Raw genomic sequence first — 24,064 nt, 5'->3', positions numbered from 1 at the left:
TCCTCTCCTTCCCTTACGCTCGTTTGAATTGTTGTAAGAAACGTACATCATTTGTATAGAAATGACGAATGTCATCTACGCCGTATTTCAACATTGCGATACGCTCTGCGCCCATACCGAATGCGAAACCTTGATATTCTTTTGAATCATAACCAGCCATTTCAAGTACGTTCGGGTGAACCATACCTGCGCCTAAAATTTCGATCCAGCCAGTTCCTTTACAAGTGCCGCAACCTTTGCCGTGACACATCATACAAGAAATATCCATCTCTACAGATGGCTCTGTGAATGGGAAGAAACTTGGACGAAGACGGATTTCACGATCTTCACCGAACATCTTTTTCACGAATACTTGCAGTGTACCTTTTAAGTCACTCATGCGAATGTTTTTATCAATTACAAGACCTTCAATTTGCATGAACTGGTGTGAATGCGTCGCATCATCGTCATCGCGGCGATACACTTTACCAGGACAAATAATTTTAATCGGGCCTTTTTCTTTATTATTTTCCATCGTACGTGCTTGCACAGAAGATGTATGTGTACGTAGTAACGTTTCTTCTGTAATGTAGAATGTATCTTGCATATCACGCGCTGGGTGATCTTTCGGTAAGTTTAATGCTTCGAAGTTGTAGTAGTCTTTTTCTACTTCTGTTCCTTCAGCTACTTCATAACCCATACCGATGAATACATCTTCAATTTGTTCAACAACAGCTGTTAACGGATGGTGACAACCTGTTTCAACAGGACGACCTGGTAGTGTAACATCAATTGTTTCAGTAGCTAATTTTGCTTCAATTACTGCTTTTTCTAAGTTACCAATTTTGTCGTCTAGACGCGTTTGAATCGCTTCACGTACTTCATTTACTAATGCTCCCATACGTGGACGCTCTTCTGCTGATAATTTTCCCATGCCGCGTAATACTTCTGTAATTGGACCTTTTTTCCCTAAATACGCTACGCGTACGTCGTTTAAGCCCTTTAGCTCTTTCGCTTCTTCAATAAGCTCTAACGCTTTTTGCTTTAGCTCTTTTAAACGTGCTTCCATTTGGAACCCTCCTAATTTTAAAAATAAAAAAACCTCGCTCCCAAAAAGGGACGAGGTAAATTCGCGGTACCACCCTAAATTGACAGACCAGGTCTGCCCACTCATTAGTTATAACGATCAATTCTGACCGGAACGCCTTTACATATATATGGTCCTGGCGTCAACTCCAGAGGTGAATTCACTTCCGTCTACCATAAGAATACTTTCAGTCTAAGGCATTCTCTCCCTTTATGGCGATTTTGTAAGTTACTCTTCTCTATCAACGTTTTTCGTTATTTAACTTTTAATATAATATACTTCAACTTATTATAAGAAGTTTTTTATTTGTTCGCAACTGGGCTTTGCAAATAATACGTTAAAATCCCTGCTGCAACCGCAACATTTAATGATTCTGCCCCGCCGTAAATCGGAATATACAAGTTTTGATCACTTTTTGCAAGAATTTCTTCGCTTACGCCACTTCCTTCATTTCCTACAATTAATGCAAAACTACCAGCTGGTGTTACTTCACCATATGGAACTCCATTTTCAAGAGCGGTTCCATATACAGGAACGTTATTTTCTTTTAACTTGTCTATCCACTCTTCTAAGTTCCCTTTTACAACTGGTAAATGGAAAATAGAACCTTGTGTAGAACGAAGCACTTTACTATTATATGCATCAACGCATCCTTCTCCAAGCACAACAGCATGAATACCAGCTGCATCAGCTGTACGAATAATTGTCCCTAAGTTACCTGGGTCTTGAAGGCCATCTAATAAAAGAAACTTCCCATCAGCAAGAGCTACTTCACTCTCGTGTTTCTCACAAACAGCAAATACGCCTTGCGTCGTTTCTGTTTCACGAAGTACTTTTACGATTGCTTCAGGTACGATATACATTTCCACATCATTAACTGTCCAATCTTTCGGAAGATCTGTCTGATCAGAAACGATAAGTTCTGTTACAACTCCTGCTTTTAAAGCTTCTTCCACTAAGTGGAATCCTTCTACAAAAAATAAACCTTTTTTATCGCGCTCTTTTTTCGTCTGCAGCTTTTTCCACTGCTTCACACGCGGATTTTGCACTGAATCAATGTTTTTCATAATATGTATTTCCCTCTCTTCTTGTCTTATCATTATAGCCTATTTTTCATACATATTTACATAAAAAAGAACAAAAACTAACGTCAGTTTCAATTCTGAAGAAGAGGTGAAAGCAATGAGTTTTAATTTACGCGGTGCTGTATTAGCGAATGTATCTGGAAATTCACAAGATCAATTACAAGAAACGATTGTCGATGCAATTCAAAGCGGTGAAGAAAAAATGCTTCCAGGTCTTGGCGTTTTATTCGAAGTCATTTGGAAAAATGCTGATGAAAATGAAAAACACGAAATGTTAGGAACACTGGAGCAAGGATTAAAAAAATAAACAATAAAAGGTCACCTTAGAAAAAAACTAAGGTGACCTTTTATGTCTATAAAATTTTTCTTCTCCTAAACATTTCTACTTTACTAACGCTACACAGATGGAGTACAATATTCAAAATACATTTAAACCGATCGATTTTCTTTATAGACACCATTAGATAAAAAGGAGTGAATGTTTTATGCACCGTATTACGCTTGAACAAATTTTCAAACACCATATTACACAAAAATACGTAAATCGTTCTGGGATGGTCCACGCGATTGCTGTCGCTTACCATGCGTTTCACTTAGCTAAAAAGCATCACGCCTCAGTCGATGCTGCAACAAAAGCTGGTTTCCTTCATGATATCGGACATCACACATGGTACAGTGAGGGAGAATGGGATTATGACTTGTATAAAAAGAATGATATCCATGCAATTAAAGGAGCAGAAAGAGCTCATAAATTACTTATTAGATTAGGAGAACATCCGAAACTAGCAAAAGAAATTTCTATCGCGATTCTTCTTCATACAGATTCTTTCTTAGTACAGCAAGAAATTGAAAGGACATCTCTTCAAAACATTATTAAATGGGCAGATGAAGCAGATGAAGAACCGGGCGGAGCGCACCATTATAGAACGATTTCTTATGAAAAAGCACTTAAAGCTATTCAGCAGTTAGACCGATTGGTAGAACGTGAATTACAAATAGAGCAATCAAAATCGAATAACAAGGCAGAACATAGTTATCAATAAGAAAGAGGCATCACTATAGGGTGATACCTCTTTTATTATTTTATGGAAAATACACCTTTGTATGTAATATTTAAACATTACACCCGAAAACGAAATGTTTTATAATTAAATATACAAATATAAAGAGGTGATTTTATAAATGCAACCCGCTACACAACTTTCTAATGAACAGAAATACTCTATGTCATGGGGACAATTTATTAGCTCCGTTTTATTCGCTTTTTTCGGAACCGGACTTATTACTGTGTTCCTCGCAATGCCCTTAACAATTTATACAGCAGGTCTTACAGATAAAAAGCAAATTGCCCTGTATGAATCTATCGTAAATACCGCAAGTACCGTATTACAACTAGCCGTGTTGTTATTCTTCATTTTTAAATTCGAACCCGCAAAAAAATTACTACTAAAATCATTTAACTTTAAAGCACTGAAAGAATGGCGTACATACGTATACTTACTTCTTTTCTTCGCTATAAACATTTTACTCAATTACATCTTATTAAATTATATGTTCCAAGACGCAACAAAGCAGCAATCTTCCGCACTAAACTTAGACGTTTTTAAGCAGTATCAAATATTATTACTTCTCGGTTTCGCTATACTTACACCAATTTTTGAAGAACTTATTTTCCGTGGCTTTATACTTCGCTTCTTCTCAGAGCGCTTTCCATTTTGGATTGCAGCGATCTTAACAAGCTTCTTCTTCGGTATCGCTCATACATACTCACTTGGAGTAATGGTCATTACTTTCTTCATGGGATTATTAATGGCGATTTTATGTAAAAAAACAAAATCCATTATTCCAGCTATGTTATTTCATATTATGAATAATATGTTGGCATTCTTAAGTTAGAAAGAGGTATCATCGCGATACCTCTTTTCACTCTTTTATCACAACTTCAAACTCTTCTTCCGTTAACACTTTTCGATAATTCGTTTTCTTTTCTCTCTCTTCACCAGAAGTTAGAACAGGCGTCAGAACAATTTTCGTTACACGATCTTCTAGTTTTTCAAATCGCCAATAACTATTTTTCGATAGTGTAAGGCCTGAATGTGGTATTAACTCTTTTCCATCTTGATCTTTCGCGATAAATTTCACCTCTAATTTTGTTCCATTCAACATCTTATAGTTCAACTTCGCAGATATAGGAGAAACTTTTAAATCTTCCACTTCTATTTTTTGACCATTTTCTAATTTAAAATGCTTATGGATTGGGATTGTTTTCGTTTCAGCTTTTATTTTGTCTCCAGACGCTTTGAAGGAAAAGCCCCATTCTCCTTTCCATGTTGAATTGCCCTCTTTTAAAGAAATATCCCTATATACAACTTGTACATCACATTCTCCACGAATTTCTAGAGGATTCATTTCATCATCTTTTAAATCTATATTTGAAAAAAATGTATACGTGTACTCATTTATTTTCTTGTCTCCACCACTACCACTGCCATTTAACTGTTTTCCATTTATATAAATATCAGGACTAGGATAAGAACCCTCTAAATTGATTCGACTAGACTTAAACGTACTATTAACAATAATCTGCCCTTCATCTATCATCACTTCATCTAACCGTACTTCTACACCGTTATCATAAACTGTTTGTCCTATTGTCGTTTTATATTCTTTTAAAGGTTCGCCTCTACTGTTTACGTAGTCTTCCATTTTACTTCCGATTAACGGTATATCTGCAATCATTCTTCTCATATCTACAGTCATCATTATGATAAATAATGCCGCAGCAGATGTTATAATCGCTACATTCCGTTTCGTATGAGCTTTGTTTTTGTTTATTTTTTTACGAACTCGCTTTTTTATTTTCTGTTTCTCTATATGAGTTAAGTTAATCTCTTCATATTCATTCTCATCCATTTTTATATCATTTAACATTTCATATGGGTCTTTCATTCCCTTCACCTCTTCTCTTATTTATTTCATCCGGTTATGTAAAAATAATGCTCTTAACTTCTTTCGACCTCTTGATAGACGATTGTATATAAAAGAAGTTTTCACTCCCATTTTCTCCGCAATATCTTCTACACTATCTTCTTCCACGTAATGCTTCATAAAGATTTCTTTATCGTTCTTCTTTAAATGATTTAATATATGTTCCATATCATTACTAATTTCTCTTTTAGTCGTATCGGTATGTACCGCTATTTCATCTATGTGATCTATCCCTTTTTCATTTACTGCCTTCGCATATTTTCTCGCATAATCGATAGATTTATATTTTGTAATAGCCGCAATCCAATTTTTTAAAGTATTTTTCTCTTCATCATACTTTTCAATATGATTCCAAATCGCCAATAACACATCATCCATACATTCCTCTTGCACATCTTCGAACGAAGCTAAATGCTTCTGAATAATACTTTTTATAAGTCCGACGTACTGGTCGATAATAAAATATAATGCTTTTTCGTTCCTTTTCCTTAGCTGATTCACAACGTTCTCTTCTGTAATTTTCACGAGCCCCCTCCTCTCTAACTTACTCTACATCTATTAATTCGTATCGGTACTACTCATTTCTATCAATTTATACATATTCATTAATAATATCCAAAATAAACCTTATGCAGTAAAATATAACTCATTAACTAGAGGGAGATTATATATGCACGTTTTGAGCTTACTTTGGATTTTCTATGTACCACTTCTTACTCTATGTGGGCTTTTTGGCGGTATTTTTTTAATTATTGCAGGAATTAAACATCGCAAATTGCTCATTTGTTTAACAGGGATACTCAGCCTATCCTTTACCTTGCTACCTTATGTTTTTTGGAGCATGGGGATTAATGGTGATACAATCCTTCCTATTCCAACTTCTCTATACTGGATCCTTTTTTCTTTAACTGGATTATTAGCGGGATTCATTGGGTTAAAAGCAAAAATTAAAAGTATACGCAATATGGGATTCATTATTTTTATTGCAGGAATATTAGGGGTTATTTTTTGGGGACTCATGTCTGCAGGGGATTCATTCTATATTTAGTTGAATTCCTTTTATAAAAAGCACAAAAAAAGCAGGGAAATTAATTCCCTGCTTTTCTATTTGATTTATTGCCTGACGGTAAGAAGAACGATAACACCCAAGCAATCCCTGCGAGTATCGTTGCAATTAAGAAGGCATCGTTAATACCGTTAATTGCAGATAGCTTTGAAATTTGTCCAAATAATAGTTGCGTGCTCATCGCATCTCCTGCTTGCGCTGATCCAGCAATAGCTGCTAAACTTTGCCCCATGCCGTGTACTTTATCAACTAAAATTGGGTTTGACGTTGTTAACATGTTGCCGTAATCTGCTACGTGAGCAGTCGTTTGTTGCGTCATAAGTGTAATTAATATCGCTGTTCCAATTGAACCAGCTACTTGTCTTGACGTATTTTGCGTTGCTGTACCGTGAGAAATTAATTTCATCGGCAGTGCGTTCATACCTGCTGTCATAATTGGCATCATAATGAATGACATACCAATCGAACGTATAATATAATCCGTCATAATAACGCTATACGGTGTATCCATCGATAACGTTGTGAATTCATATGTCGCAAACGTTGTAATGGCTAAACCGACAATTGCTAACGGACGAATACCATACTTATCAAATAGTTTACCTGCAATAGGTCCCATGATCCCCATAATTAATGATCCTGGCAGTAGTAATAAACCTGATTCTATCGGTGTGAAACCGCGAATGTTTTGCAGATATACCGGAAGTAATAACATACCTCCGAATAATGCCATCGTAACAATTGCATTAATTACTAAAGTAAAAGTAAATACTGGGTATTTAAACACTTGTAAATCAAGCATTTTATTGTCCGTTGTTAGCTCTCTCCAAATAAATACCGCAATACCTACTACACCAATGATAAGTGAAATAACAACCTCTGCACTAGTCCAACTATTATTTCCTGCTTCACTAAATCCGTACAATAAGCTACCTAGTCCAATACTTGAACTAACAACACCGAATACATCTAACTTCGTTTTAGATACTGGCTGAGCTAGTGTAAAGAATTTTAAAGATAGGAATGTAATAATTAAACCGATGATAAACATCGCATAGAACATTAAGTTCCAGCTATAGTTTTCAATCACCCAGCCCGTTACAGTTGGTCCGATAGCTGGTGCTAAAATCATCGCTACACCTAGTAATCCCATCGCTGCTCCGCGCTTATGAGGCGGGAATAATGTCATGAAAATATTCATACCAACCGGCATTAAAATACCTGCACCCACCGCCTGAATAACGCGGCCCGTCATCATCATTGTAAAGTTTCCTGAAATAGCACAAATGATAGATCCTACCGTGAAGAATAACATTGCCGCTACGAATAATTTACGATACGTAAATCGTGAAACTAAAAAGGCACTAATCGGTACTAAAATACCATTTACAAGCATGAAGCCTGTAATTAACCATTGTGCTGTTGAAGTTGATACATTAAATTCATTCATTAACGGAGGCAATGCAACGTTAATAATTGTTTGGTTTAAAATAGAAACGAACATGCCGAGAATTAATACAGCTACAACTGCTTTTACGTTCACATTTTCTACAGGCGTAGACATTTGTTTTTTCCGCACTTCTTTTTCTTGTTTTACTTCTTCTTGCTTTCCTGTTTCTAACTCAACTACATTAGAAATTTCTGCTTCTTGCTTTCGTTCAATTTCTTTCTCTTCTGTTTCTACCTTACTTACTTCTATTTTATTTACGGCTGGGACTTGTTCTTCTCCCACGTTCGTTTTTTTCTTTCGTAAAAGACGATTTACAAGGAAGAAGACGATTATACAAAATAGTGCATATCCTGCAATTGCAATTGAGGACATCTCATCTCCCCCTTACTTATGAATACGAACTGACACATTCATTCCAGGAACAATATTTACTGATTTACTATGATCTAAAGAAATTTTAACTGGTACTACTTGTGTTACTTTCGTATAGTTCGCTGTTGCGTTGCTTGATGGTAACATAGAGAATGTATTCGCTGTTGTTAATCCAACTTGCTCTACTTTTCCTGATAACGTTGTATCTGGGTATGCATCTACATACACATCTACATCTTGACCTTTTTGTACATCGTCAACATCTGTTTCTTCAATGTTTGCTGTTACCCATAAGTTGTTCATATCAAATGCATAAGCAATTGGGCTACCTGCTCCAACGAAAGCATTTGTCGTTGCATTTGATTGTACAATTGTTGCATTTTGTGGAATTGTTACATCTACTGTTTGTTCTCCATTTGCTGCCGCTACAGTAACAGCACCTAATTTATCATTTTCATTGTAATTCTTTCCTACTTCAGCTTTCCAGTCAGTTAATTTACCTGCTACTGGTGATGCAATCGGAATTACCTTTCCATCAATTTTTGCATTTTCTGTTTTTAAATAATTTTCCGCTTGATTGTAATAGTAATAACCGCCAATACCGCCGCCAACTAGTACAATTAATGTGATAATGTTGATAATCACCATTCTTCGAAACTGATTCATTGCATTCCTCTCCTTATATCGCATATAATTTTTTTCTAAACTATTTACGTCCTTATTGTTTAGATTGTTTAATTGTTAATTATATTAACTTTTAAACAAAAAAATCACACCATCTGCGGTGTAAATTGAAATTTATCTACCTGCGAGCGGTGCTGATTTCTGAAGGACTATCGTTTATAATTATAAATAATTATTTTGAATCTACAACCGACAATTTACGCATGAAATGTCGCTTAAACAACAATATAATACCTATATGTTGTTTAAGTATAGAAAATTAAACGAGGGGAAGTAAAAATGTCTATTAAAAATACAAATGATCCACGTGTAAAGCGGACGAGACAACTCATACAGGATGCTTTTGTCGCTTTAGTAGGCGAAAAAGGATTTGATGATGTAACTGTTCAACATATTGCAGAACGTGCTCCTGTAAATCGCGCTACGTTTTATAGCCATTACCATGATAAATATGACCTATTAGACAAAAGCATTGAAGAAATGTTAGAGAAGTTAACAGAAGTTATTAAGCCGAAAAATAGAAATAAAGAAGAGTTTCAACTTACATTTGATTCACCACATCCGACATTTTTGGCTTTGTTCGAACATATCGCAGAAAATGTGAACTTCTATAACGTTATGCTTGGTGATAAAGCCGCTGGAAACTACTCTTATAAAATGATGAAAACAATACAAACACATTTAACATTAAGCTTGTCTATTTCACAGCCAGATGATAAAGATCTTATGGTTCCTCGTGATATTTTAATTAGTTATGTGACAGGAGCTCATATCGGGATGATTATGTCATGGTTAAAAAGAGGGATGATTTATACCCCGCATTTTATGGCCATGCAATTAACTCGTTTAATTATTTTAGGAGCTCATACTGCTGCAGGATTAGAACGACCTTTTTAAAACATAAAAAAGCGAAGGAAAATCTCCTTCGCTTTTTCTATTAATTAAATGTAATGTTATGTACAGCCTCTTTATCAAGACGTTTAATAACTTCTACAATTAACTTCACTGCATTTTCATAGTCATCACGGTGTAACATTGCCGCATGAGAATGAATGTAGCGCGTTGCAATCGTAATTGCCATAGACGGAATACCATTTACAGCAATATGAATGGCACCTGCATCCGTTCCTCCGCCCGCTACTGAATCATATTGATACGGAATTTCTAATTCGTCAGCAACATCAACTACAAAGTCACGTAAACCAGTATGACCAATAACAGACGCATCATATAAAATAATCTGTGGTCCATCGCCCATTTTACTTTGCGCTTCTTTTGCCGTTACACCTGGCGTATCTCCAGCGATGCCAACATCTACTGCGAACGCGATATCTGGTTTAATATAATTCGCAGATGTTTTCGCGCCACGAAGGCCAACTTCTTCTTGTACAGTCCCTACGCCGTATACAACGTTTGGATGCTTTTCATCTTTTAACTGCTTTAATACGTCAATTGCAATTGCACAACCAATTCGGTTATCCCATGCTTTTGCAAGTAACATTTTTTCATTTTTCATCACTTGGAATTCAAAGTAAGGTACAACTTGATCTCCTGGTCGTACGCCCCACTCCATTGCCTCTTCTTGGCTAGAAGCACCAATATCGATGAACATGTCTTTAATTTCAACTGGCTTTTTACGCGCTTCTGGAGGTAAGATGTGCGGTGGTTTTGAACCAATTACACCTGTTACATCTCCTTTACGCGTTACAATTGTCACGCGCTGCGCAAGCATAACTTGTGACCACCAGCCACCAACCGTTTGGAAACGAAGGAAACCTTTGTCATCAATTTGCGTGATCATAAAGCCGACTTCATCTAAATGACCTGCAACCATAATTTTCGGGCCGTTTTCTTCCCCTACTTTTTTCGCAACTAAGCTTCCTAAATTATCAGTAGAAAGTTCGTCCGCAAACGGCTCAATATATTTCTTCATTACTTCGCTTGGTTCACGCTCGTTACCCGCAATACCACGTGCATCTGTTAATTCTTTTAGCATTGTCAATGTCGCGTCTAATTTTGTCATTGCCAACACCCTCCTTTTTCTTCAGTCACTTCATTATACAAAAGGAAATTGAAATATTCAAAAATTAAATCAGTATCCTTGTGTTTGACGCTGATGATTTACTTCATTTTTATCTAAATATGCCTTTTCAATCTCTTCTTGCTCAAACTCTAGCGCTTGTCCAAGTCGAAGATAGCTTGTAAATAATTCAATATAGTTCGTAATAGATGGTTGATCTGTAAAACGAATTACTTTGGCATATGTGTCTAAGAAAATTTCTACTTGTGTTTTATTTGTTTGTGCACATTTATAGAATAGGAAGTTTTTATCAATACCTAAATCAATTCCGATTGATAAAATAAAATGCAAGCCATCTACGTATTCTTCTAATATTACTTCACGTTCTGATGCTGGTTTGTTGCTCCAATATTTAAAACAACGTGTTTCATTTGCAAGTTCTCCAATTTCTACAAGAAGAGCTAACATTTTTTCTTTTAACAACTTTTTCGGTTGTAAATCATGCTCTTTCACAATACGGTCATCTAATTCTTTTTGTAATTTAAATAGTTGTAGTAAGTCCATTCTATTGTCCTCCTCCAACATCGCATTTTACGCAACAATGTTGTTTCATCTCAAAGTTCATTATTATTTTTCGTTTCTTATTAATAAGTCAGCCATTTATCTCTTTACAAAATAGCTTGTCCTTAATTTACAAATACGTTTCAATCATCACTATTAGATTGTTCACTCCGATTGGTGATAGTTAATCATTATCCGGGGATTGTCCACTGATAAAAAATTTATTTTATCTGATGAAAGTTCCATATCATCTTTCCATTATAGCAGTGTCGTTTCAGGTAGGAAAGATACTCTTCTTTCCAAAGGGGGATAATTGAAAAAAGCCAGGAGAATTCTCCTGGCTTCATATATATATTCTTCTATATCACTATAGCTTTTATATTGATTTTGTCATATCGATAACGACATACTTCTCTTTGCATACAAATAAAAAAACCTTAGAAGAAAAATCTTCTAAGGTTTCAACTAATTAATTAGTTAATGTTGTTTTTTGCAACTGTTGCTAATTCAGCGAAAGCTTTTTCGTCATGAACAGCTAAGTCAGCAAGCATCTTGCGGTTAACTTCGATGCCAGCATTTTTAAGACCGTGCATTAAGCGGCTGTAAGAAAGACCATTCATACGAGCTGCTGCGTTGATACGTGTAATCCATAATTTACGGAAGTCACGTTTCTTTTGACGACGGTCACGGAATGCATACATTAGAGATTTCATAACCTGTTGGTTAGCAACCTTGAATAATGTACTCTTAGAACCGTAGTAACCTTTTGCTAATTTTATAACTTTTTTACGACGTTGACGAGTAACTGTACCACCTTTTACTCTTGGCATAATATTACCTCCTAATTGTTCTATATATCAGCCGAACTTATTTTAAGTTGTCAAGCATTTGACGAATGCGTTTGAAGTCACCAGCGCTTACTACACCAGCTTTACGTAGTTTACGTTTAGCTTTTGTAGATTTGTTAGCGAATAAATGGCTTGTGTAAGCGTGAGAACGTTTCAGTTTACCTGATCCAGTCTTTTTGAAACGCTTTGCAGAGCCGCGATGAGTTTTTTGTTTAGGCATAGGTATTTCCTCCTCTATCTATTACTTATCGTTTTTCGGTGCTAAAACTAAGAACATACTACGTCCTTCCATTTTAGGCTTAGATTCAATTGTACTAACTTCAGCACAAGCTTCTGAGAAGCGATCTAAAACACGTTGACCGATTTCTTTATGAGTAATGGCACGTCCTTTAAAGCGAATTGACGCTTTAACCTTGTCGCCTTTCTCTAAAAACTTGATAGCATTACGAAGTTTTGTGTTAAAGTCGTGTTCATCAATTGTTGGACTTAAACGAACTTCTTTCATGCTAATTACTTTTTGATTTTTGCGCTGTTCTTTTTCTTTCTTCTGTTGCTCAAAGCGGAATTTACCGTAGTCCATAATGCGGCATACTGGCGGTTTCGCATTTGGAGCAACTAATACTAAATCAAGATTAAGATTTGCAGCTAAGTCTAAAGCGTCATTACGAGACTTGATTCCAAGTTGATCGCCATTTGCACCAACTAAACGTACTTCACGTGCACGAATTTGCTCGTTAATCATCATATCCTTGCTAATAGTAAGCCACCTCCAAGGTTTTTTCAGAACATCTTTTGTAGTCATAGAACCCGACAAAAAAAGTGCGGGCATACGACACCCACACTTGTAAATTCTTAAGTAAGAAATACATTTACCTGTAAACTGCGAATGCGTCCATCAGGTGAGAAGCGGGTGCTTCTACTTGTTCCACAAAACAATATTCTATTATCCTTGATGAGTTTATCATAGGACATGACGTCTGTCAAGAAGACGCGATGTGTTTTACTAACAACAAGAAATATTGTAACAAACAACTACCATACTTGCAATACTTTTTTATGATAAGTATTGTTTGGTTATTTTTTCTAGTTTTTCTTTTTTCTAATACATAAGAAAGCCGCGGTATACCGCGGCTCTGTCTTATCGTTTTCCTTCTACTTTAATCATATCAACAAAAGCATCTAATGCAATTGTTTCTGATTTTTGTTCACCATATTTACGTACGTTTACGCCGTTTTCAGTTACTTCATTGTCACCTACTACAAGCATGTACGGAATTTTTTGCATTTGTGCTTCACGGATTTTGTAACCAATTTTCTCTTCACGAGTATCTAATTCAACACGGATACCAGCACGACGTAATTCATCTTGTACTTTCTTCGCATAGTCTAAATGTACTTGCGGAGAAACTGGAATTACTTGCGCTTGAACTGGAGCTAACCAAGTTGGGAATGCACCTTTGTATTCTTCAATTAAGAAGGCTACGAAACGTTCCATAGTTGATACAACACCACGGTGAATTACAACTGGACGATGTTGTTTACCGTCTTCACCAACGTAAGATAATTCAAAGCGTTCTGGAAGTAAGAAGTCTAATTGTACAGTTGAAAGTGTTTCGTCTTTTCCAAGAGCAGTACGAACTTGAACGTCAAGTTTTGGACCGTAGAATGCTGCTTCACCTTCAGCTTCATAGTAATCAAGACCCATTTCATCCATAGCTTCTTTTAACATACCTTGTGCTTTTTCCCACATCTCATCATCAGCATAGTACTTTTTAGTATCAGCTGGGTCACGATAAGATAGACGGAATGAATAGTTCTCTAAACCGAAATCTTTGTACACTTCTAGAGTTAAGTTTACAACACGTTTTAACTCTTCTTTAATTTGATCTGGGCGAACGAAAATGTGCGCATCGTTTAAAGTCATTCCGCGTACACGTTGTAATCCAGATAATGCTCCAGACATTTCATAGCGGTGCATTGTTCCAAGTTCCGCAATACGGATTGGTAATTCACGGTAGCTGTGAATATCATTTTTATAAACCATCATGTGGTGAGGGCAGTTCATCGGACGAAGAACTAACTCTTCATTATCCATTTCCATTGATGGGAACATACCATCACGGTAGTGATTCCAGTGACCAGAAGTTTCATAAAGCTCTCTGCTTCCTAGTACTGGAGTGTATACGTGATCATAGCCTAAGCTTGCTTCTTTATCAACGATGTAACGCTCGATAATGCGGCGGATAGTTGCACCTTTTGGTAACCAAAGTGGTAAACCTTGTCCTACTTTTTGGCTATTAGTAAATAGTTTTAATTCTTTACCTAATTTACGGTGATCACGCTCTTTCGCTTCTTCAAGCATACGTAAGTGCTCATCTAATTCTGCTTTCTTAACGAATGCAGTACCGTAAATACGTTGTAGCATTTTATTATTGCTATCGCCGCGCCAGTAAGCACCTGCAACGCTTAATAATTTAAATACTTTAATTTTCCCTGTAGATGGAAGGTGAACACCACGGCAAAGGTCGAAGAATTCGCCTTGCTCATAGATTGAAATAACTGCATCTTCTGGAAGATCGTTAATTAAATCTAATTTTAACTCATCGCCGATTTCTTCAAAGCGACGAAGTGCTTCTGCACGTGGCACTTCATGACGAACGATTTCTAAGTTCTCGTTCACAATTTTTTGCATTTCTTTTTCGATTTTCTTGAAGTCTTCAACTGTAATTGCTTCTTCCATATCAATATCATAGTAGAAGCCATTTTCAATTACTGGACCAATGCCAAGCTCAAGCTTAGCATCTTTATATAAACGTTTTAACGCTTGTGCTAATAGGTGGGCTGTTGAATGGCGTAAAATGTATAAGCCATCTTCAGAATCTAATGTAATAATAGAAACTGCACCATCTTCTTCGATTGGTGTAACAAGATCGATCATCTCATCGTTTAATTTTCCAGCCACAGCTTTTTTCTTTAAGCCTGGGCTAATAGAAGCTGCGATTTCTTCAGTTGTTACGCCTTTTGGAAACTCCTTCACAGCTCCATCAGGGAAAGTAATTTTAACTACATCTGCCATCACTGGTCACTCCTCTTTTTTTCAAAATAAAAAACACTCATCCCGTAAAAAGGGACGAGTGTTGAATTCGTGGTTCCACCCTTGTTCCAATTAACATTATTGTTAATTGCTCAAGTTCAACATAACGGTGTTGTCCGTTAGCAATTACTAGAAAAAACCGTTCACTGCTAAAGTTTAGAGGTGGTAAGTAATAATCCCGTATTAGGAAGCTCACACCCTAAGGCTTCCCTCTCTGAAAATCGTAGAAAACTACTCATGTCCTCATCATGACATTTCAATATATTTCATTTATGTAGGTAATTATATGCTCAAAAACTTAGAAAATCAAGGGCGTTACCTTTATTTTTTAAATTTTTCACATTGCGCTCAAACTCATGTAATCCATGTAATTGAACCCGTTCTTGAAATACATTTCGCAAAGTAATAATCATATTATGGTCTTGTTCTTTCGTATATAAATAAATTTTTTTCGGCGAAATAGAAAGAAGTGGTGCAATTACTTTCGTATCAATATATACATCCTTTTGCTTCAATAATTCCTCATCTATATATTGGACCAATTTCTCCTGTTTTAAACGTCTACCTTTATCATCATAGAAAATAAAGCTTTCATCAAAAACAAGATGCACACAGGACAAACGTGATTTTCGGCTACGCACTTGTTGCCTTAGCGTCTCAATAAACATTTGATATTCTTGTTCCAACTTATACTCATCAATCGACACTTCAGCAAGCTTAGCTACCATTTCCCTATATGTACGAAGGCGAAAACGAACATATGATGAAAACGAGAACGAAAGCGGATCACAAAGCCAGTTATTTAAAGAGGATTTAATATATGATTCAAATGTGTGACGTGTTAATTCTCGAGCAATCTCTTTTCTTCTTCCCTTTAAAATCTCTTGTGCCATATGCAATATTTGATGACACTCTTCCTCTTCTTCATAAAAAAACTTCTCTTTTAAGATTGTATAAATCCACTCATTTTGCTTTACATTCACAATGAAATATACCATTACCGGCAATAAAATCTTTTCAATATAATTCGATTCACATACTGGTATATGAATCACCACTTTTTGTTCCTGTAAATACACACTCGTTTCCTTATATAACAGTTCCGCTCTTTTCAATAGTTGTCTATATACATGCATAGCATCATTTTTTTCTTCGAAGCAAATTTCAATCACTTTTGTCCCCCCTTTTATCCCTGCTCTAAAGGATTGTATCTATACGTTACAAATCCTATAAGAGTCCGTCCCGTGGAAGTTCACTCTTAGTAGAATTACATTTCCTATCGTTAGAAAATCCACTCAATATGGCTTGCTAATTTTATATATATTAAGGGAGGGAGAAAAAAATGATACAAGCTACAATGAATTTTCTATAAGAAGTTTTTCGTTTTACAATTCACCTATTCTGAAAAGTGTTCAAAACGAAAAAAGAGCAAGCTTTTCAGCTTACTCTTTACTTATGACGTCGGTTTTTCCCGCCAATCGGAATTGGCTTCGCTAAATATTTAATTCGTTCCATAATACGTGCTGCTTTCATTTGTTCTGCTTCACCACGCTGTGTATACGTTAAATGATGTTCCAATTCCTTGAAATCAAAGTTAGACGTAAAGAACGTCGGTAAGTTTTCTAACATACGGAATTGCAAAATTGCACCAAGCACATCGTCACGCACAAAGCTTGACATCGCTTCTGCTCCGATATCATCTAGCATTAAAACTTGTACGCGTTTCACTGCATCAATCTTTTCCCCAATCGAGTTATCTTGAATCGAACTTTTAATTTCACGTAGAAATTCAGGGAAGTATACGAGCATCGAACTTATTTTCTTTTGAGCAAGCTCATTCGCCATTGCTCCTAACAAATACGTTTTCCCTACACCAAATTTACCGTACAAATATAAACCTTGCACTTTTTTACCAGGTTCATATGCACTTAAAAATTCATTGGCAGCACCAATTGCATCAATACGCGCATCTAAATCTGAAGGATCTAAGTTTTCCATCGTTGCCTGTAAAATGTCAGTTGGCATATATACACTTTGAACGAGTTTTTCATATTTCTTTCTCTCGTCATATGCTACTTTTCTAACGCAACGATCGTATTGAATATCAATCATCTTCCCTTGGATAACGAGCTTCGGCTCATATCCTTGCAGCATGTTTTTACACGAACCTAGATCCGGACAATCTACGCAACCTACACTTTGTCCAATATATTCGTATAACTTCACAAGGCTGCGCTCAATCATAGAAGTTGTTACTTCACCTTGATGTTCGTCTATAAATTCTTTCACACGCGGATGTGCCATTACTTCCGCCTTTAATACTTCATATCTATTTTTAAAATTTTTATTTTCCATTAACTTTGCAAATGAATTTTGAATATGCTCCATTTTCTCACCTCAAAGAGCGTTCATTCTCTTCTATTAATCACGCTTATATTTTTTTAACACTTCTTCTAGTCGTTTTCGTTCATCATCTAACGTACTCGCATCTTTTTTCTTACTTACATCTTTCTTCACTGTTTCTTTCTCTTGTTCTTTCGGCTCTTCTTTCAGCCAATCTGGTACCATTTCTTTTCTTATCGTTTTCTTCGACGTACGGCCTTTTTTCTTCGTCTCAGCCCATTCTTGATATTGACGATTTTCTTCTTTCGCTAACGCCATTGCTTCAGCTACTGTACCGACCTTTTTACGTGCCCAATGCCCAGCAATTTTCTCCACATACGTTTTCGCAAGCTTCATATCTGAGCGTAGCATAACGTAATAAATAAGTACATTCACAACACCTGGCGTTAATTTTTGATTGATCATTACATCTTCAACGATCTGCAAGTCAGCCTTTGTCGCCTCTGCACCACCAGAGATTTCTTTTAATAGTTGTTTTGGTGAGATTTCCTCTAACTGTTTTATTAACATCTCTTCTTGCGTAGAAGGCTCTTTCCCTTCCATCATACGTGCAGCGTGAGGTTGTACTCTTTCACTTAATACAGGTAACGCTTGACCGTTTTCGAACTGATACCAATCACGCGCTCCTTTTCTAAGCCTTTCGATATCAATTGTCTGCATCTCTGTCACCGTACCAAGAACGATATTTTGCATCGATAACACATCTACATCGTACACGTAAGCAAGTGTACTGACACATTCTCGCACTTGATCTGTAATCGCCTTTTTAGGGACAAGAGCGGACAAGCCATCTACAAATAAGGAGAAATCAAAGAAATCATTCCAAACTTTTGGAGAGTCTCCCTTCTCGTTACTTGGCATAGCTGTCGTTTTTGGAATACGAAGATCTTCTTGCGCATGCTCAAGCTGTCCTGGATTAAACGAACCAAACACATCATTGAAAGAACGCGTAACATTTTCATAAGAAGCAAAATCAAATTCTTCTTCTAAGAAATATTGCTTTACTTGATTATATTTTGTCCGACTCAATCGATTGTATAAAAAGATGCTTAACACAATATCATCAAAAAACTGCTTCGGAGATAAAGGTGGTTGCAATTCGTATATAAACATTCGAATATCTTTTTCTTTCTTAATATATACCTTCAAAAGCCCAATTGCTTCTAACTTTACTCGTTCCTCATATATTTCGGGAAGCTGCATTTGCATGGTCACCATAAGGGAATGATGTGTATTCTCTTTTCCAAACACACGATCTTGCTCTAACTCTCCCCATAGTGTCATGTACAAGCTAAAAGCTCTACTACCTATTAACGGCTGATACAACATCGTTAACACTTTTCGGTCGTAATTATGCAGTAACCCTTTCGCACTTACTTTATAACGATCAATTGGCAATAGCTCCATCCATGACTGTTTTTCCATTCTTGCTTTTCCTTTCTCTCATCCAATCTATCCTCTACTTCATTCGTTCTATCTTCATTATATAATTTCTTAGCGAAAAAGAGCTATTAGCTTTCGCTTCTAGCTCTCTTATCTCATTACTTACGGTATGTAAAGAGAATAAAATACAACTTCTACTCTCTTTCTTTTTGCAGTATATCTTTTAATTCTTCAATAAATACATTTAAATCTTTAAATTGGCGATATACAGAAGCAAAACGCACGTAAGCAACATCATCAATATCACGCAGTTCTTCCATAACAATTTCACCAATCATATCACTTTTCACTTCTGATATACCTAAATTACGAAGTTCACGTTCCACACTTTGAGTTACTTCTTCTAATTGTCTTAAAGATACTGGTCTTTTTTCGCACGCTTTAATTAAGCCGCGCAAAATCTTTTCTTTATTAAACTCTTCTCGTGTGCCTTCTTTTTTTACAACGATAAGAGGTGACTCTTCTACTCTTTCAAATGTCGTAAAGCGACTTAAACAACTTTCACACTCTCTCCTTCTTCGAATAGAGCGCCCCTCGTCTACCGGACGCGAATCTAACACTCTTGTACCATTATGCGAACAGGATGGACAACGCAATATATTCACTCCTTTACACTATACTCTTTATTTTTTCTCTACTTACTTCATCTGACAATATATATACAATATTATATAACTCATTCTAACTCTCTTACCACTTTAAGTTTAAGCACATTATTTTATCATCTCGTTTTCAAAAATAAGATGGTAGATGGGGTGCTAACTTATTCGTAAGAGCTCAATTTATCTCACTAACGAGTACGTTATATTTTCCCTTTTTTATAAACTAAAAAAGAGGTGCATTATACACCTCTTTACATTTTAAATCAATTATGTTCTTTTTTAAAGAGCTTTTGTTTCTCTCTGCTTAATTTCGAAGCTACCAGTGCCTCGAGGAAGCTCGATGCTCTCACGCGTTTTCGCGTTTAAACCTTCTGCAATATATTCTGCAGCAACATTTGGATCAATACGATCCCCACAAGTATAAACATCAATACTTGCGTAACCGTGCTCCGGAAAGCTATGAATTGTTAAATGTGATTCCGAGATAATTACTACTCCACTTACACCTTGTGGTGCAAATTTATGGAAAGCAACCTCACGCACTTCAGCACCAGCTCTCAGTGCTGCATCCACAAATAATTGTTCAATATACGGCATGTCATTAAGCTTGTCGAAATCGCAATCCCAAAGTTCAGCGATTACGTGACGACCCATCGTATCCATAGTATCCATTCTACAGTTCCCCCTTGTAAATTTATTCTAACTGTTCGAATTGAAAACTAATTTGCAATTTGGCTTGCTCCACTACCACGGGGGAAAGTTAGTCCAGAGAGGTCCTAACCCTTTAAGTAGTGACTACGTACCTCAGCTCTTAAGTTTACGAGTGTTAGTATACTTTGTTTATTTTCATTTTGCAACAACAGTTTTTTCGATTTTCTGTCATATTTTCCTCTTTACTTTTCCCTAAAAAAAATAAACGATTCACAAATACAGTAATCACAACGTTTCGTGGTATGTCCACTTTCAAAAATATACTTATATAATTTTTTTCCTTTTCAGAAAAAAATAAAAAAAGAGGGCAAATATTCACTTGCCCTCTCCCTTATTCACTTAAATATGTTGCACATTTTTTTGTTTCGCTAATTCGTCAACAACTAACGTTACAAGATCTACAACACGACGAGAGTAGCCCCACTCGTTATCATACCAAGCAAGTACTTTCACTTTACGATCACCCATTACCATTGTAGATAAACCATCAATAATAGCTGAGTGTGTATTTGTATTAAAGTCAATAGATACTAAAGGCTCTTCGCTGAATTCTACAATGCCTTTTAACGCACCGTTTGCAACAGTTTTGAATGCTTCATTAATAGCTTCAACTGTCACATCACGCTTTACATCTACTACTAAGTCAACAAGAGACACGTTTGGTGTTGGTACACGAAGTGCCATACCATGAAGTTTTCCGTTTAAGTGCGGAAGAACTTTTGCAAGCGCTTTCGCGGCACCTGTCGTTGTCGGAATGATTGATTGTCCGCAAGCACGTGCTCTTCTTAAATCTTTATGTGGGTTATCAATATTTTTTTGGTCATTTGTATAAGCGTGAACAGTTGTCATTAAACCGTTTTCAATTCCAAACTGCTCATCTAACACCTTAACAACAGGCGCTAAACAGTTTGTTGTGCAAGATGCATTTGAAATAACAGTATGTTTTGTAATATCTAATTTGTCTTCGTTCACACCAACTACAATTGTTACATCTTCATTTTTACCAGGCGCTGTTAAAATAACTTTTTTCGCTCCAGCTTCAACATGTAGAATTGCTTTTTCTTTTGAATTAAATTTACCAGTTGCTTCAATTACAACTTCAACACCTAGATCTGTCCAAGGCAATTCCTTTGGATCGCGGTTGTTTAAAAGGCGAATCATTTTCCCATCAACTAATAAGTGATCTTCAAATGCTTCTACTGTTCCGTCAAACTTGCCGTGAACTGTATCATATTTAATTAAATGTGCTAACGTTTCAGATGGATAGCTTGCATTGATTGCTACAATTTCGAATGCGCTTTCTTTTATTGCCTGACGAAATACCATTCTCCCAATACGTCCAAATCCATTAATTGCCACACGAGTCATAATATGTTATCCCCCTTGAATGCGTTATACTATTTATCTCCAATCCCAATAATAGTATAACACAAAAAGGGGATATGTCACTAAGCATTTTCATTAATTTCACAATTTTTTAGTCAATAATGTTCCAATTCTTTAAAATCACCTGTAATTGTGTTTTCGTTCCCATAATTGTGCCATCATTATTTATCACTTCATCTGCATGCTTCACTTTTTCTTCTAACGGCATTTGAGATTGAATACGAACTGTTGCTTCTTCTTCTGAAAAATTATTTCGTTTCATTAAACGTTCTAATTGCGTATGTGGCTTAACCGCTACAACTAAAACGCGGTCAACGAGACTTGTTAATTTGCTTTCAAATAAGAGAGGTATATCTAACACAACCGCTTGCATACCTTCTTTTATGTACATTTCCTTTTGCGTATTCATTTCCTCACGCACTGCAGGATGAACAATTTTATTTAACTGCAATCGTTTTTCTTCATTATAGAAAACGACACTTCCTAATTTCGGCCGATCCAGTTCTCCATCTTTTTGTAATACTTCCGTTCCAAACACTTCTACAATTTTGTTATATGCTGGTTTTCCTCGTTCTACAACTTTTCGCGCAATAATATCTGCATCAATAACTGGTATACTCAGTTCACGAAACATTTGAGACACTGTACTTTTTCCGCTTGCAATGCCTCCCGTTAATCCAATTACTACTGTCATCATAATCCTCCTCACAATATAAAAGGCGCGAAACTAATGTTCCACGCCCATACTTACATTTTCCAAATTCCAATAATAATGAGTAATACCCCAGGCAGGAATGTAAATTTTTGTAACCATTTCATATTTGATAAAACCGTTCCAAGTTTCATTCCAATAAATAAAAACAAAGAACTCATAACCGCAACTAATATCGCCATCATAGCGGGCGCATACCCTAATAAAGATGCACCAATTCCAGCACCGAACGAATCTATAGAAAGAGCGATACCAAGAAGCAATGCTTCTCCTGCAGAAATGGTGCCTGATTTATCAAAATCTGCAACAGTCGGTTTCCGTAAAATTTGAATCACTAGCCCGAGCGAAGCAATTTCTAATTTCCAAACCTTCTCCTCTTTCTTTGGTTCTTCTTTTTTCTCACTTCGAAAAAATTGGTATAATACCCAAATTCCTATTCCAATAAGAACAAGCCCACCGATACGCGTTGCGATAACAGGTGAAAATATTTTCGCGATCATATGTCCAATTCCCATTGAAACAAGCATAACAGCCGCTGAACACATTCCGATAATTATAATTGATCTTAGTGGAATTCTTACGCTTCTTAAACCATATGTTAGCCCTACACTACAGCTATCTAAGCTTAATGTAAAAGCTAATAAAATAAGAGATAAATAAAGGTACATCGGTAAGCTCCTCCCTTATACATAGCCCTGCTGTATGTATATGACAAATGCCTATCCGATGTTATCTCTTTTCTATATTCTCGGCTGACAAATCGGGCAGTAATGCGTTCCTCTTCCGCCGACAACTGTTTTTTCTAATATCGTACCGCAAGTAACACACGGTTCTCCTTTTTTTCCGTATACATTTAGAAGTTCTTGGAATGAGCCAATTTGCCCTTGCGAATTCATATACGTTCGAATTGTACTTCCGCCTCGCTTCACTGCTTCACCTAACGTTGTAACAGTCGCCTCGTAAATTCGTTCAATTTCTTCTGCTGTTAAAGACGAAGCTTCTCGTTCCGGATGAATTTGAGAACGGAATAAAACTTCATCTACATATATATTTCCAAGCCCTACTAAAAGACGCTGGTCTAATAATACGACTTTTATTTTACGATTGGTCTTTTGCAATCTTTCTTGTAAATACTGCGGTGTCAATTCAGCATCAAACGGCTCCGGACCTAAGTCAGCAAGAGGCATTTGATTCAATTCTTCACCTTTCTTAAAGAGATGCATCGTACCAAACTTTCTCACATCTTTATAATGTAGTTCAGTTCCATCTGTAAATAAGAAACGGACGTGTGTATGCTTATCAATTGGCTCGTCCTCTTGATGCAGTAAAAACTTACCTTCCATACGCAAATGTGAAACAATAACATAATTCGTTACATATAAAAGCAAAAACTTTCCTCTTCGCTTTATATTTTCAATCTTCTCGCCTCTTAGCATTTCTTTAAAGATTTCTGCATCATCCGGACGTTTTACTATTTTTGGATAGGTAACAATGACATCTTCAATTGTTTTTCCTGTCACAAGATTTTCAAGTGTCCGTCTGACGTTTTCAACCTCTGGTAATTCAGGCATTT

At 36.3% G+C, this 24,064-nt stretch carries 26 protein-coding genes and 3 other annotated features; of the genes, 5 read left to right on the top strand and 21 right to left on the bottom strand.

All coding sequences use genetic code 11. The annotated features are described in order from the left end of the window. Window positions 1-13: 13 nt before the first annotated feature. Both pheS and DN392_RS03205 read right to left on the bottom strand, forming a co-directional pair. Window positions 14-1,048, bottom strand: a complete 1,035-nt coding sequence (pheS, locus tag DN392_RS03210) for a phenylalanine--tRNA ligase subunit alpha (RefSeq protein WP_000388217.1) — start codon at window positions 1,046-1,048, stop codon at window positions 14-16. Window positions 1,049-1,091: 43 nt separating this feature from the next. Further along, window positions 1,092-1,320: a binding site (T-box leader), on the bottom strand. Window positions 1,321-1,368: 48 nt separating this feature from the next. Next, complete coding sequence (locus DN392_RS03205) at window positions 1,369-2,166, bottom strand: TrmH family RNA methyltransferase (RefSeq protein ID WP_002107601.1); 798 nt, start codon at window positions 2,164-2,166, stop codon at window positions 1,369-1,371. Between the two features lie 82 nt (window positions 2,167-2,248). Here DN392_RS03205 and sspI point away from each other — a divergent pair, with 82 nt between their 5' ends. The 3 genes from sspI to DN392_RS03190 all read left to right on the top strand — a co-directional run bounded on the left by sspI (window position 2,249) and on the right by DN392_RS03190 (window position 4,047). Next, window positions 2,249-2,458 (top strand): small acid-soluble spore protein SspI, encoded by a 210-nt coding sequence (gene sspI, locus DN392_RS03200; protein WP_000009511.1) that lies wholly within the window; start codon window positions 2,249-2,251, stop codon window positions 2,456-2,458. 178 nt (window positions 2,459-2,636) lie between these two features. Next, a complete protein-coding gene (locus DN392_RS03195; protein ID WP_000554785.1) occupies window positions 2,637-3,194 on the top strand; it encodes an HD domain-containing protein in 558 nt (185 codons plus the stop codon). 139 nt (window positions 3,195-3,333) lie between these two features. Further along, window positions 3,334-4,047, top strand: coding sequence for a CPBP family intramembrane glutamic endopeptidase (locus DN392_RS03190; protein WP_061673009.1), 714 nt, complete (start codon window positions 3,334-3,336; stop codon window positions 4,045-4,047). Window positions 4,048-4,074: 27 nt separating this feature from the next. Here DN392_RS03190 and DN392_RS03185 read toward each other — a convergent pair whose 3' ends face one another. Together DN392_RS03185 and DN392_RS03180 are read right to left on the bottom strand one after the other, a co-directional pair. Next, window positions 4,075-5,100 carry a DUF4179 domain-containing protein gene (locus tag DN392_RS03185; protein ID WP_000654752.1) on the bottom strand — a complete coding sequence of 342 codons (1,026 nt, stop codon included), beginning with the start codon at window positions 5,098-5,100 and terminating at the stop codon, window positions 4,075-4,077. A 21-nt stretch (window positions 5,101-5,121) separates the two neighbouring features. Beyond that, window positions 5,122-5,664: a sigma-70 family RNA polymerase sigma factor gene (locus DN392_RS03180; RefSeq protein ID WP_071743219.1), complete on the bottom strand. Its 543-nt coding sequence runs from the start codon at window positions 5,662-5,664 to the stop codon at window positions 5,122-5,124. A gap of 145 nt (window positions 5,665-5,809) precedes the next feature. On the opposite strand from DN392_RS03180, the gene DN392_RS03175 reads away from it, so the two are divergent. Then, a complete protein-coding gene (locus DN392_RS03175) occupies window positions 5,810-6,187 on the top strand; it encodes a hypothetical protein (protein WP_000558271.1) in 378 nt (125 codons plus the stop codon). Between the two features lie 40 nt (window positions 6,188-6,227). Here the strand turns inward: DN392_RS03175 and DN392_RS03170 are convergent, their stop codons facing one another. Together DN392_RS03170 and DN392_RS03165 are read right to left on the bottom strand one after the other, a co-directional pair. After that, window positions 6,228-8,027 (bottom strand): DHA2 family efflux MFS transporter permease subunit, encoded by a 1,800-nt coding sequence (locus DN392_RS03170; RefSeq protein ID WP_000094768.1) that lies wholly within the window; start codon window positions 8,025-8,027, stop codon window positions 6,228-6,230. 12 nt (window positions 8,028-8,039) lie between these two features. Continuing rightward, window positions 8,040-8,693, bottom strand: a complete 654-nt coding sequence (locus DN392_RS03165; RefSeq protein WP_001071411.1) for an HlyD family secretion protein — start codon at window positions 8,691-8,693, stop codon at window positions 8,040-8,042. Between the two features lie 297 nt (window positions 8,694-8,990). On the opposite strand from DN392_RS03165, the gene DN392_RS03160 reads away from it, so the two are divergent. Beyond that, window positions 8,991-9,608 (top strand): TetR/AcrR family transcriptional regulator, encoded by a 618-nt coding sequence (locus tag DN392_RS03160; RefSeq protein WP_000023655.1) that lies wholly within the window; start codon window positions 8,991-8,993, stop codon window positions 9,606-9,608. Between the two features lie 40 nt (window positions 9,609-9,648). Here the strand turns inward: DN392_RS03160 and DN392_RS03155 are convergent, their stop codons facing one another. From DN392_RS03155 to mutM, 15 genes are all read right to left on the bottom strand, one after another. Next, window positions 9,649-10,734: a M42 family metallopeptidase gene (locus tag DN392_RS03155; protein ID WP_088321498.1), complete on the bottom strand. Its 1,086-nt coding sequence runs from the start codon at window positions 10,732-10,734 to the stop codon at window positions 9,649-9,651. A 69-nt stretch (window positions 10,735-10,803) separates the two neighbouring features. After that, complete coding sequence (locus DN392_RS03150; RefSeq protein ID WP_000365057.1) at window positions 10,804-11,295, bottom strand: dUTP diphosphatase; 492 nt, start codon at window positions 11,293-11,295, stop codon at window positions 10,804-10,806. A 470-nt stretch (window positions 11,296-11,765) separates the two neighbouring features. Beyond that, window positions 11,766-12,122 (bottom strand): 50S ribosomal protein L20, encoded by a 357-nt coding sequence (rplT, locus tag DN392_RS03145; protein ID WP_001138364.1) that lies wholly within the window; start codon window positions 12,120-12,122, stop codon window positions 11,766-11,768. Window positions 12,123-12,159: 37 nt separating this feature from the next. Further along, on the bottom strand, window positions 12,160-12,360 hold the full coding sequence (rpmI, locus tag DN392_RS03140; RefSeq protein WP_001125946.1) for a 50S ribosomal protein L35: 201 nt from the start codon (window positions 12,358-12,360) through the stop codon (window positions 12,160-12,162). 21 nt (window positions 12,361-12,381) lie between these two features. Next, window positions 12,382-12,885, bottom strand: a complete 504-nt coding sequence (infC, locus tag DN392_RS03135; RefSeq protein WP_000973214.1) for a translation initiation factor IF-3 — start codon at window positions 12,883-12,885, stop codon at window positions 12,382-12,384. Between the two features lie 62 nt (window positions 12,886-12,947). After that, window positions 12,948-13,068: a sequence feature (ribosomal protein L20 leader region), on the bottom strand. A gap of 210 nt (window positions 13,069-13,278) precedes the next feature. Beyond that, the gene (gene thrS / locus DN392_RS03130; RefSeq protein ID WP_000786074.1) at window positions 13,279-15,216 is read right to left on the bottom strand and encodes a threonine--tRNA ligase; all 1,938 of its coding nucleotides are present in this window, start codon (window positions 15,214-15,216) and stop codon (window positions 13,279-13,281) included. A gap of 47 nt (window positions 15,217-15,263) precedes the next feature. After that, window positions 15,264-15,493, bottom strand: a binding site (T-box leader). Window positions 15,494-15,524: 31 nt separating this feature from the next. After that, window positions 15,525-16,406, bottom strand: a complete 882-nt coding sequence (gene ytxC, locus DN392_RS03125; RefSeq protein ID WP_000569617.1) for a putative sporulation protein YtxC — start codon at window positions 16,404-16,406, stop codon at window positions 15,525-15,527. 277 nt (window positions 16,407-16,683) lie between these two features. Beyond that, entirely contained in the window at window positions 16,684-17,622 is a 939-nt protein-coding gene (gene dnaI / locus DN392_RS03120) for a primosomal protein DnaI (RefSeq protein ID WP_000400115.1), read from the bottom strand. Window positions 17,623-17,655: 33 nt separating this feature from the next. Further along, window positions 17,656-19,062 carry a replication initiation and membrane attachment family protein gene (locus DN392_RS03115; RefSeq protein WP_000415024.1) on the bottom strand — a complete coding sequence of 469 codons (1,407 nt, stop codon included), beginning with the start codon at window positions 19,060-19,062 and terminating at the stop codon, window positions 17,656-17,658. 152 nt (window positions 19,063-19,214) lie between these two features. After that, a complete protein-coding gene (gene nrdR, locus DN392_RS03110; RefSeq protein WP_001203687.1) occupies window positions 19,215-19,676 on the bottom strand; it encodes a transcriptional regulator NrdR in 462 nt (153 codons plus the stop codon). A 285-nt stretch (window positions 19,677-19,961) separates the two neighbouring features. Continuing rightward, the gene (gene speD / locus DN392_RS03105; protein ID WP_002003660.1) at window positions 19,962-20,345 is read right to left on the bottom strand and encodes an adenosylmethionine decarboxylase; all 384 of its coding nucleotides are present in this window, start codon (window positions 20,343-20,345) and stop codon (window positions 19,962-19,964) included. A gap of 387 nt (window positions 20,346-20,732) precedes the next feature. Further along, window positions 20,733-21,761: a glyceraldehyde-3-phosphate dehydrogenase gene (locus tag DN392_RS03095; RefSeq protein ID WP_000198966.1), complete on the bottom strand. Its 1,029-nt coding sequence runs from the start codon at window positions 21,759-21,761 to the stop codon at window positions 20,733-20,735. Window positions 21,762-21,870: 109 nt separating this feature from the next. Then, complete coding sequence (gene coaE, locus DN392_RS03090) at window positions 21,871-22,473, bottom strand: dephospho-CoA kinase (RefSeq protein WP_000219327.1); 603 nt, start codon at window positions 22,471-22,473, stop codon at window positions 21,871-21,873. Window positions 22,474-22,526: 53 nt separating this feature from the next. Beyond that, window positions 22,527-23,159 carry a sporulation membrane protein YtaF gene (gene ytaF, locus DN392_RS03085; protein ID WP_000281738.1) on the bottom strand — a complete coding sequence of 211 codons (633 nt, stop codon included), beginning with the start codon at window positions 23,157-23,159 and terminating at the stop codon, window positions 22,527-22,529. 72 nt (window positions 23,160-23,231) lie between these two features. Further along, window positions 23,232-24,062, bottom strand: a complete 831-nt coding sequence (mutM, locus tag DN392_RS03080; protein ID WP_001114486.1) for a DNA-formamidopyrimidine glycosylase — start codon at window positions 24,060-24,062, stop codon at window positions 23,232-23,234. Window positions 24,063-24,064: the final 2 nt, after the last annotated feature.

The organism is Bacillus sp. BB51/4 (assembly GCF_008368845.1).
Classification (GTDB): domain Bacteria; phylum Bacillota; class Bacilli; order Bacillales; family Bacillaceae_G; genus Bacillus_A; species Bacillus_A wiedmannii.
The sequence above is the reverse complement of the archived record's forward strand: the minus strand, read 5'-3'. Positions and strand labels throughout refer to the sequence as shown.

Excerpts from the sequence above, each read along its gene's own strand:
- DN392_RS03205 (WP_002107601.1), bottom strand. The coding sequence starts at position 2,166 with ATGATAAGACAAGAAGAGAGGGAAATACATATTATGAAAAACATTGAT.
- mutM (WP_001114486.1), bottom strand. The coding sequence starts at position 24,062 with ATGCCTGAATTACCAGAGGTTGAAAACGTCAGACGGACACTTGAAAAT.
- coaE (WP_000219327.1), bottom strand. The coding sequence starts at position 22,473 with ATGACAGTAGTAATTGGATTAACGGGAGGCATTGCAAGCGGAAAAAGT.
- pheS (WP_000388217.1), bottom strand. The coding sequence starts at position 1,048 with ATGGAAGCACGTTTAAAAGAGCTAAAGCAAAAAGCGTTAGAGCTTATT.
- DN392_RS03155 (WP_088321498.1), bottom strand. The coding sequence starts at position 10,734 with ATGACAAAATTAGACGCGACATTGACAATGCTAAAAGAATTAACAGAT.
- thrS (WP_000786074.1), bottom strand. The coding sequence starts at position 15,216 with ATGGCAGATGTAGTTAAAATTACTTTCCCTGATGGAGCTGTGAAGGAG.
- ytaF (WP_000281738.1), bottom strand. The coding sequence starts at position 23,159 with ATGTACCTTTATTTATCTCTTATTTTATTAGCTTTTACATTAAGCTTA.
- rplT (WP_001138364.1), bottom strand. The coding sequence starts at position 12,122 with ATGCCAAGAGTAAAAGGTGGTACAGTTACTCGTCAACGTCGTAAAAAA.
- DN392_RS03190 (WP_061673009.1), top strand. The coding sequence starts at position 3,334 with ATGCAACCCGCTACACAACTTTCTAATGAACAGAAATACTCTATGTCA.
- DN392_RS03095 (WP_000198966.1), bottom strand. The coding sequence starts at position 21,761 with ATGACTCGTGTGGCAATTAATGGATTTGGACGTATTGGGAGAATGGTA.
- DN392_RS03165 (WP_001071411.1), bottom strand. The coding sequence starts at position 8,693 with ATGAATCAGTTTCGAAGAATGGTGATTATCAACATTATCACATTAATT.
- DN392_RS03170 (WP_000094768.1), bottom strand. The coding sequence starts at position 8,027 with ATGTCCTCAATTGCAATTGCAGGATATGCACTATTTTGTATAATCGTC.
- rpmI (WP_001125946.1), bottom strand. The coding sequence starts at position 12,360 with ATGCCTAAACAAAAAACTCATCGCGGCTCTGCAAAGCGTTTCAAAAAG.
- speD (WP_002003660.1), bottom strand. The coding sequence starts at position 20,345 with ATGGATACGATGGGTCGTCACGTAATCGCTGAACTTTGGGATTGCGAT.
- infC (WP_000973214.1), bottom strand. The coding sequence starts at position 12,885 with ATGATGATTAACGAGCAAATTCGTGCACGTGAAGTACGTTTAGTTGGT.
- DN392_RS03195 (WP_000554785.1), top strand. The coding sequence starts at position 2,637 with ATGCACCGTATTACGCTTGAACAAATTTTCAAACACCATATTACACAA.
- DN392_RS03175 (WP_000558271.1), top strand. The coding sequence starts at position 5,810 with ATGCACGTTTTGAGCTTACTTTGGATTTTCTATGTACCACTTCTTACT.
- DN392_RS03150 (WP_000365057.1), bottom strand. The coding sequence starts at position 11,295 with ATGGACTTACTACAACTATTTAAATTACAAAAAGAATTAGATGACCGT.
- DN392_RS03160 (WP_000023655.1), top strand. The coding sequence starts at position 8,991 with ATGTCTATTAAAAATACAAATGATCCACGTGTAAAGCGGACGAGACAA.
- DN392_RS03115 (WP_000415024.1), bottom strand. The coding sequence starts at position 19,062 with ATGGAAAAACAGTCATGGATGGAGCTATTGCCAATTGATCGTTATAAA.
- sspI (WP_000009511.1), top strand. The coding sequence starts at position 2,249 with ATGAGTTTTAATTTACGCGGTGCTGTATTAGCGAATGTATCTGGAAAT.
- DN392_RS03185 (WP_000654752.1), bottom strand. The coding sequence starts at position 5,100 with ATGAAAGACCCATATGAAATGTTAAATGATATAAAAATGGATGAGAAT.
- dnaI (WP_000400115.1), bottom strand. The coding sequence starts at position 17,622 with ATGGAGCATATTCAAAATTCATTTGCAAAGTTAATGGAAAATAAAAAT.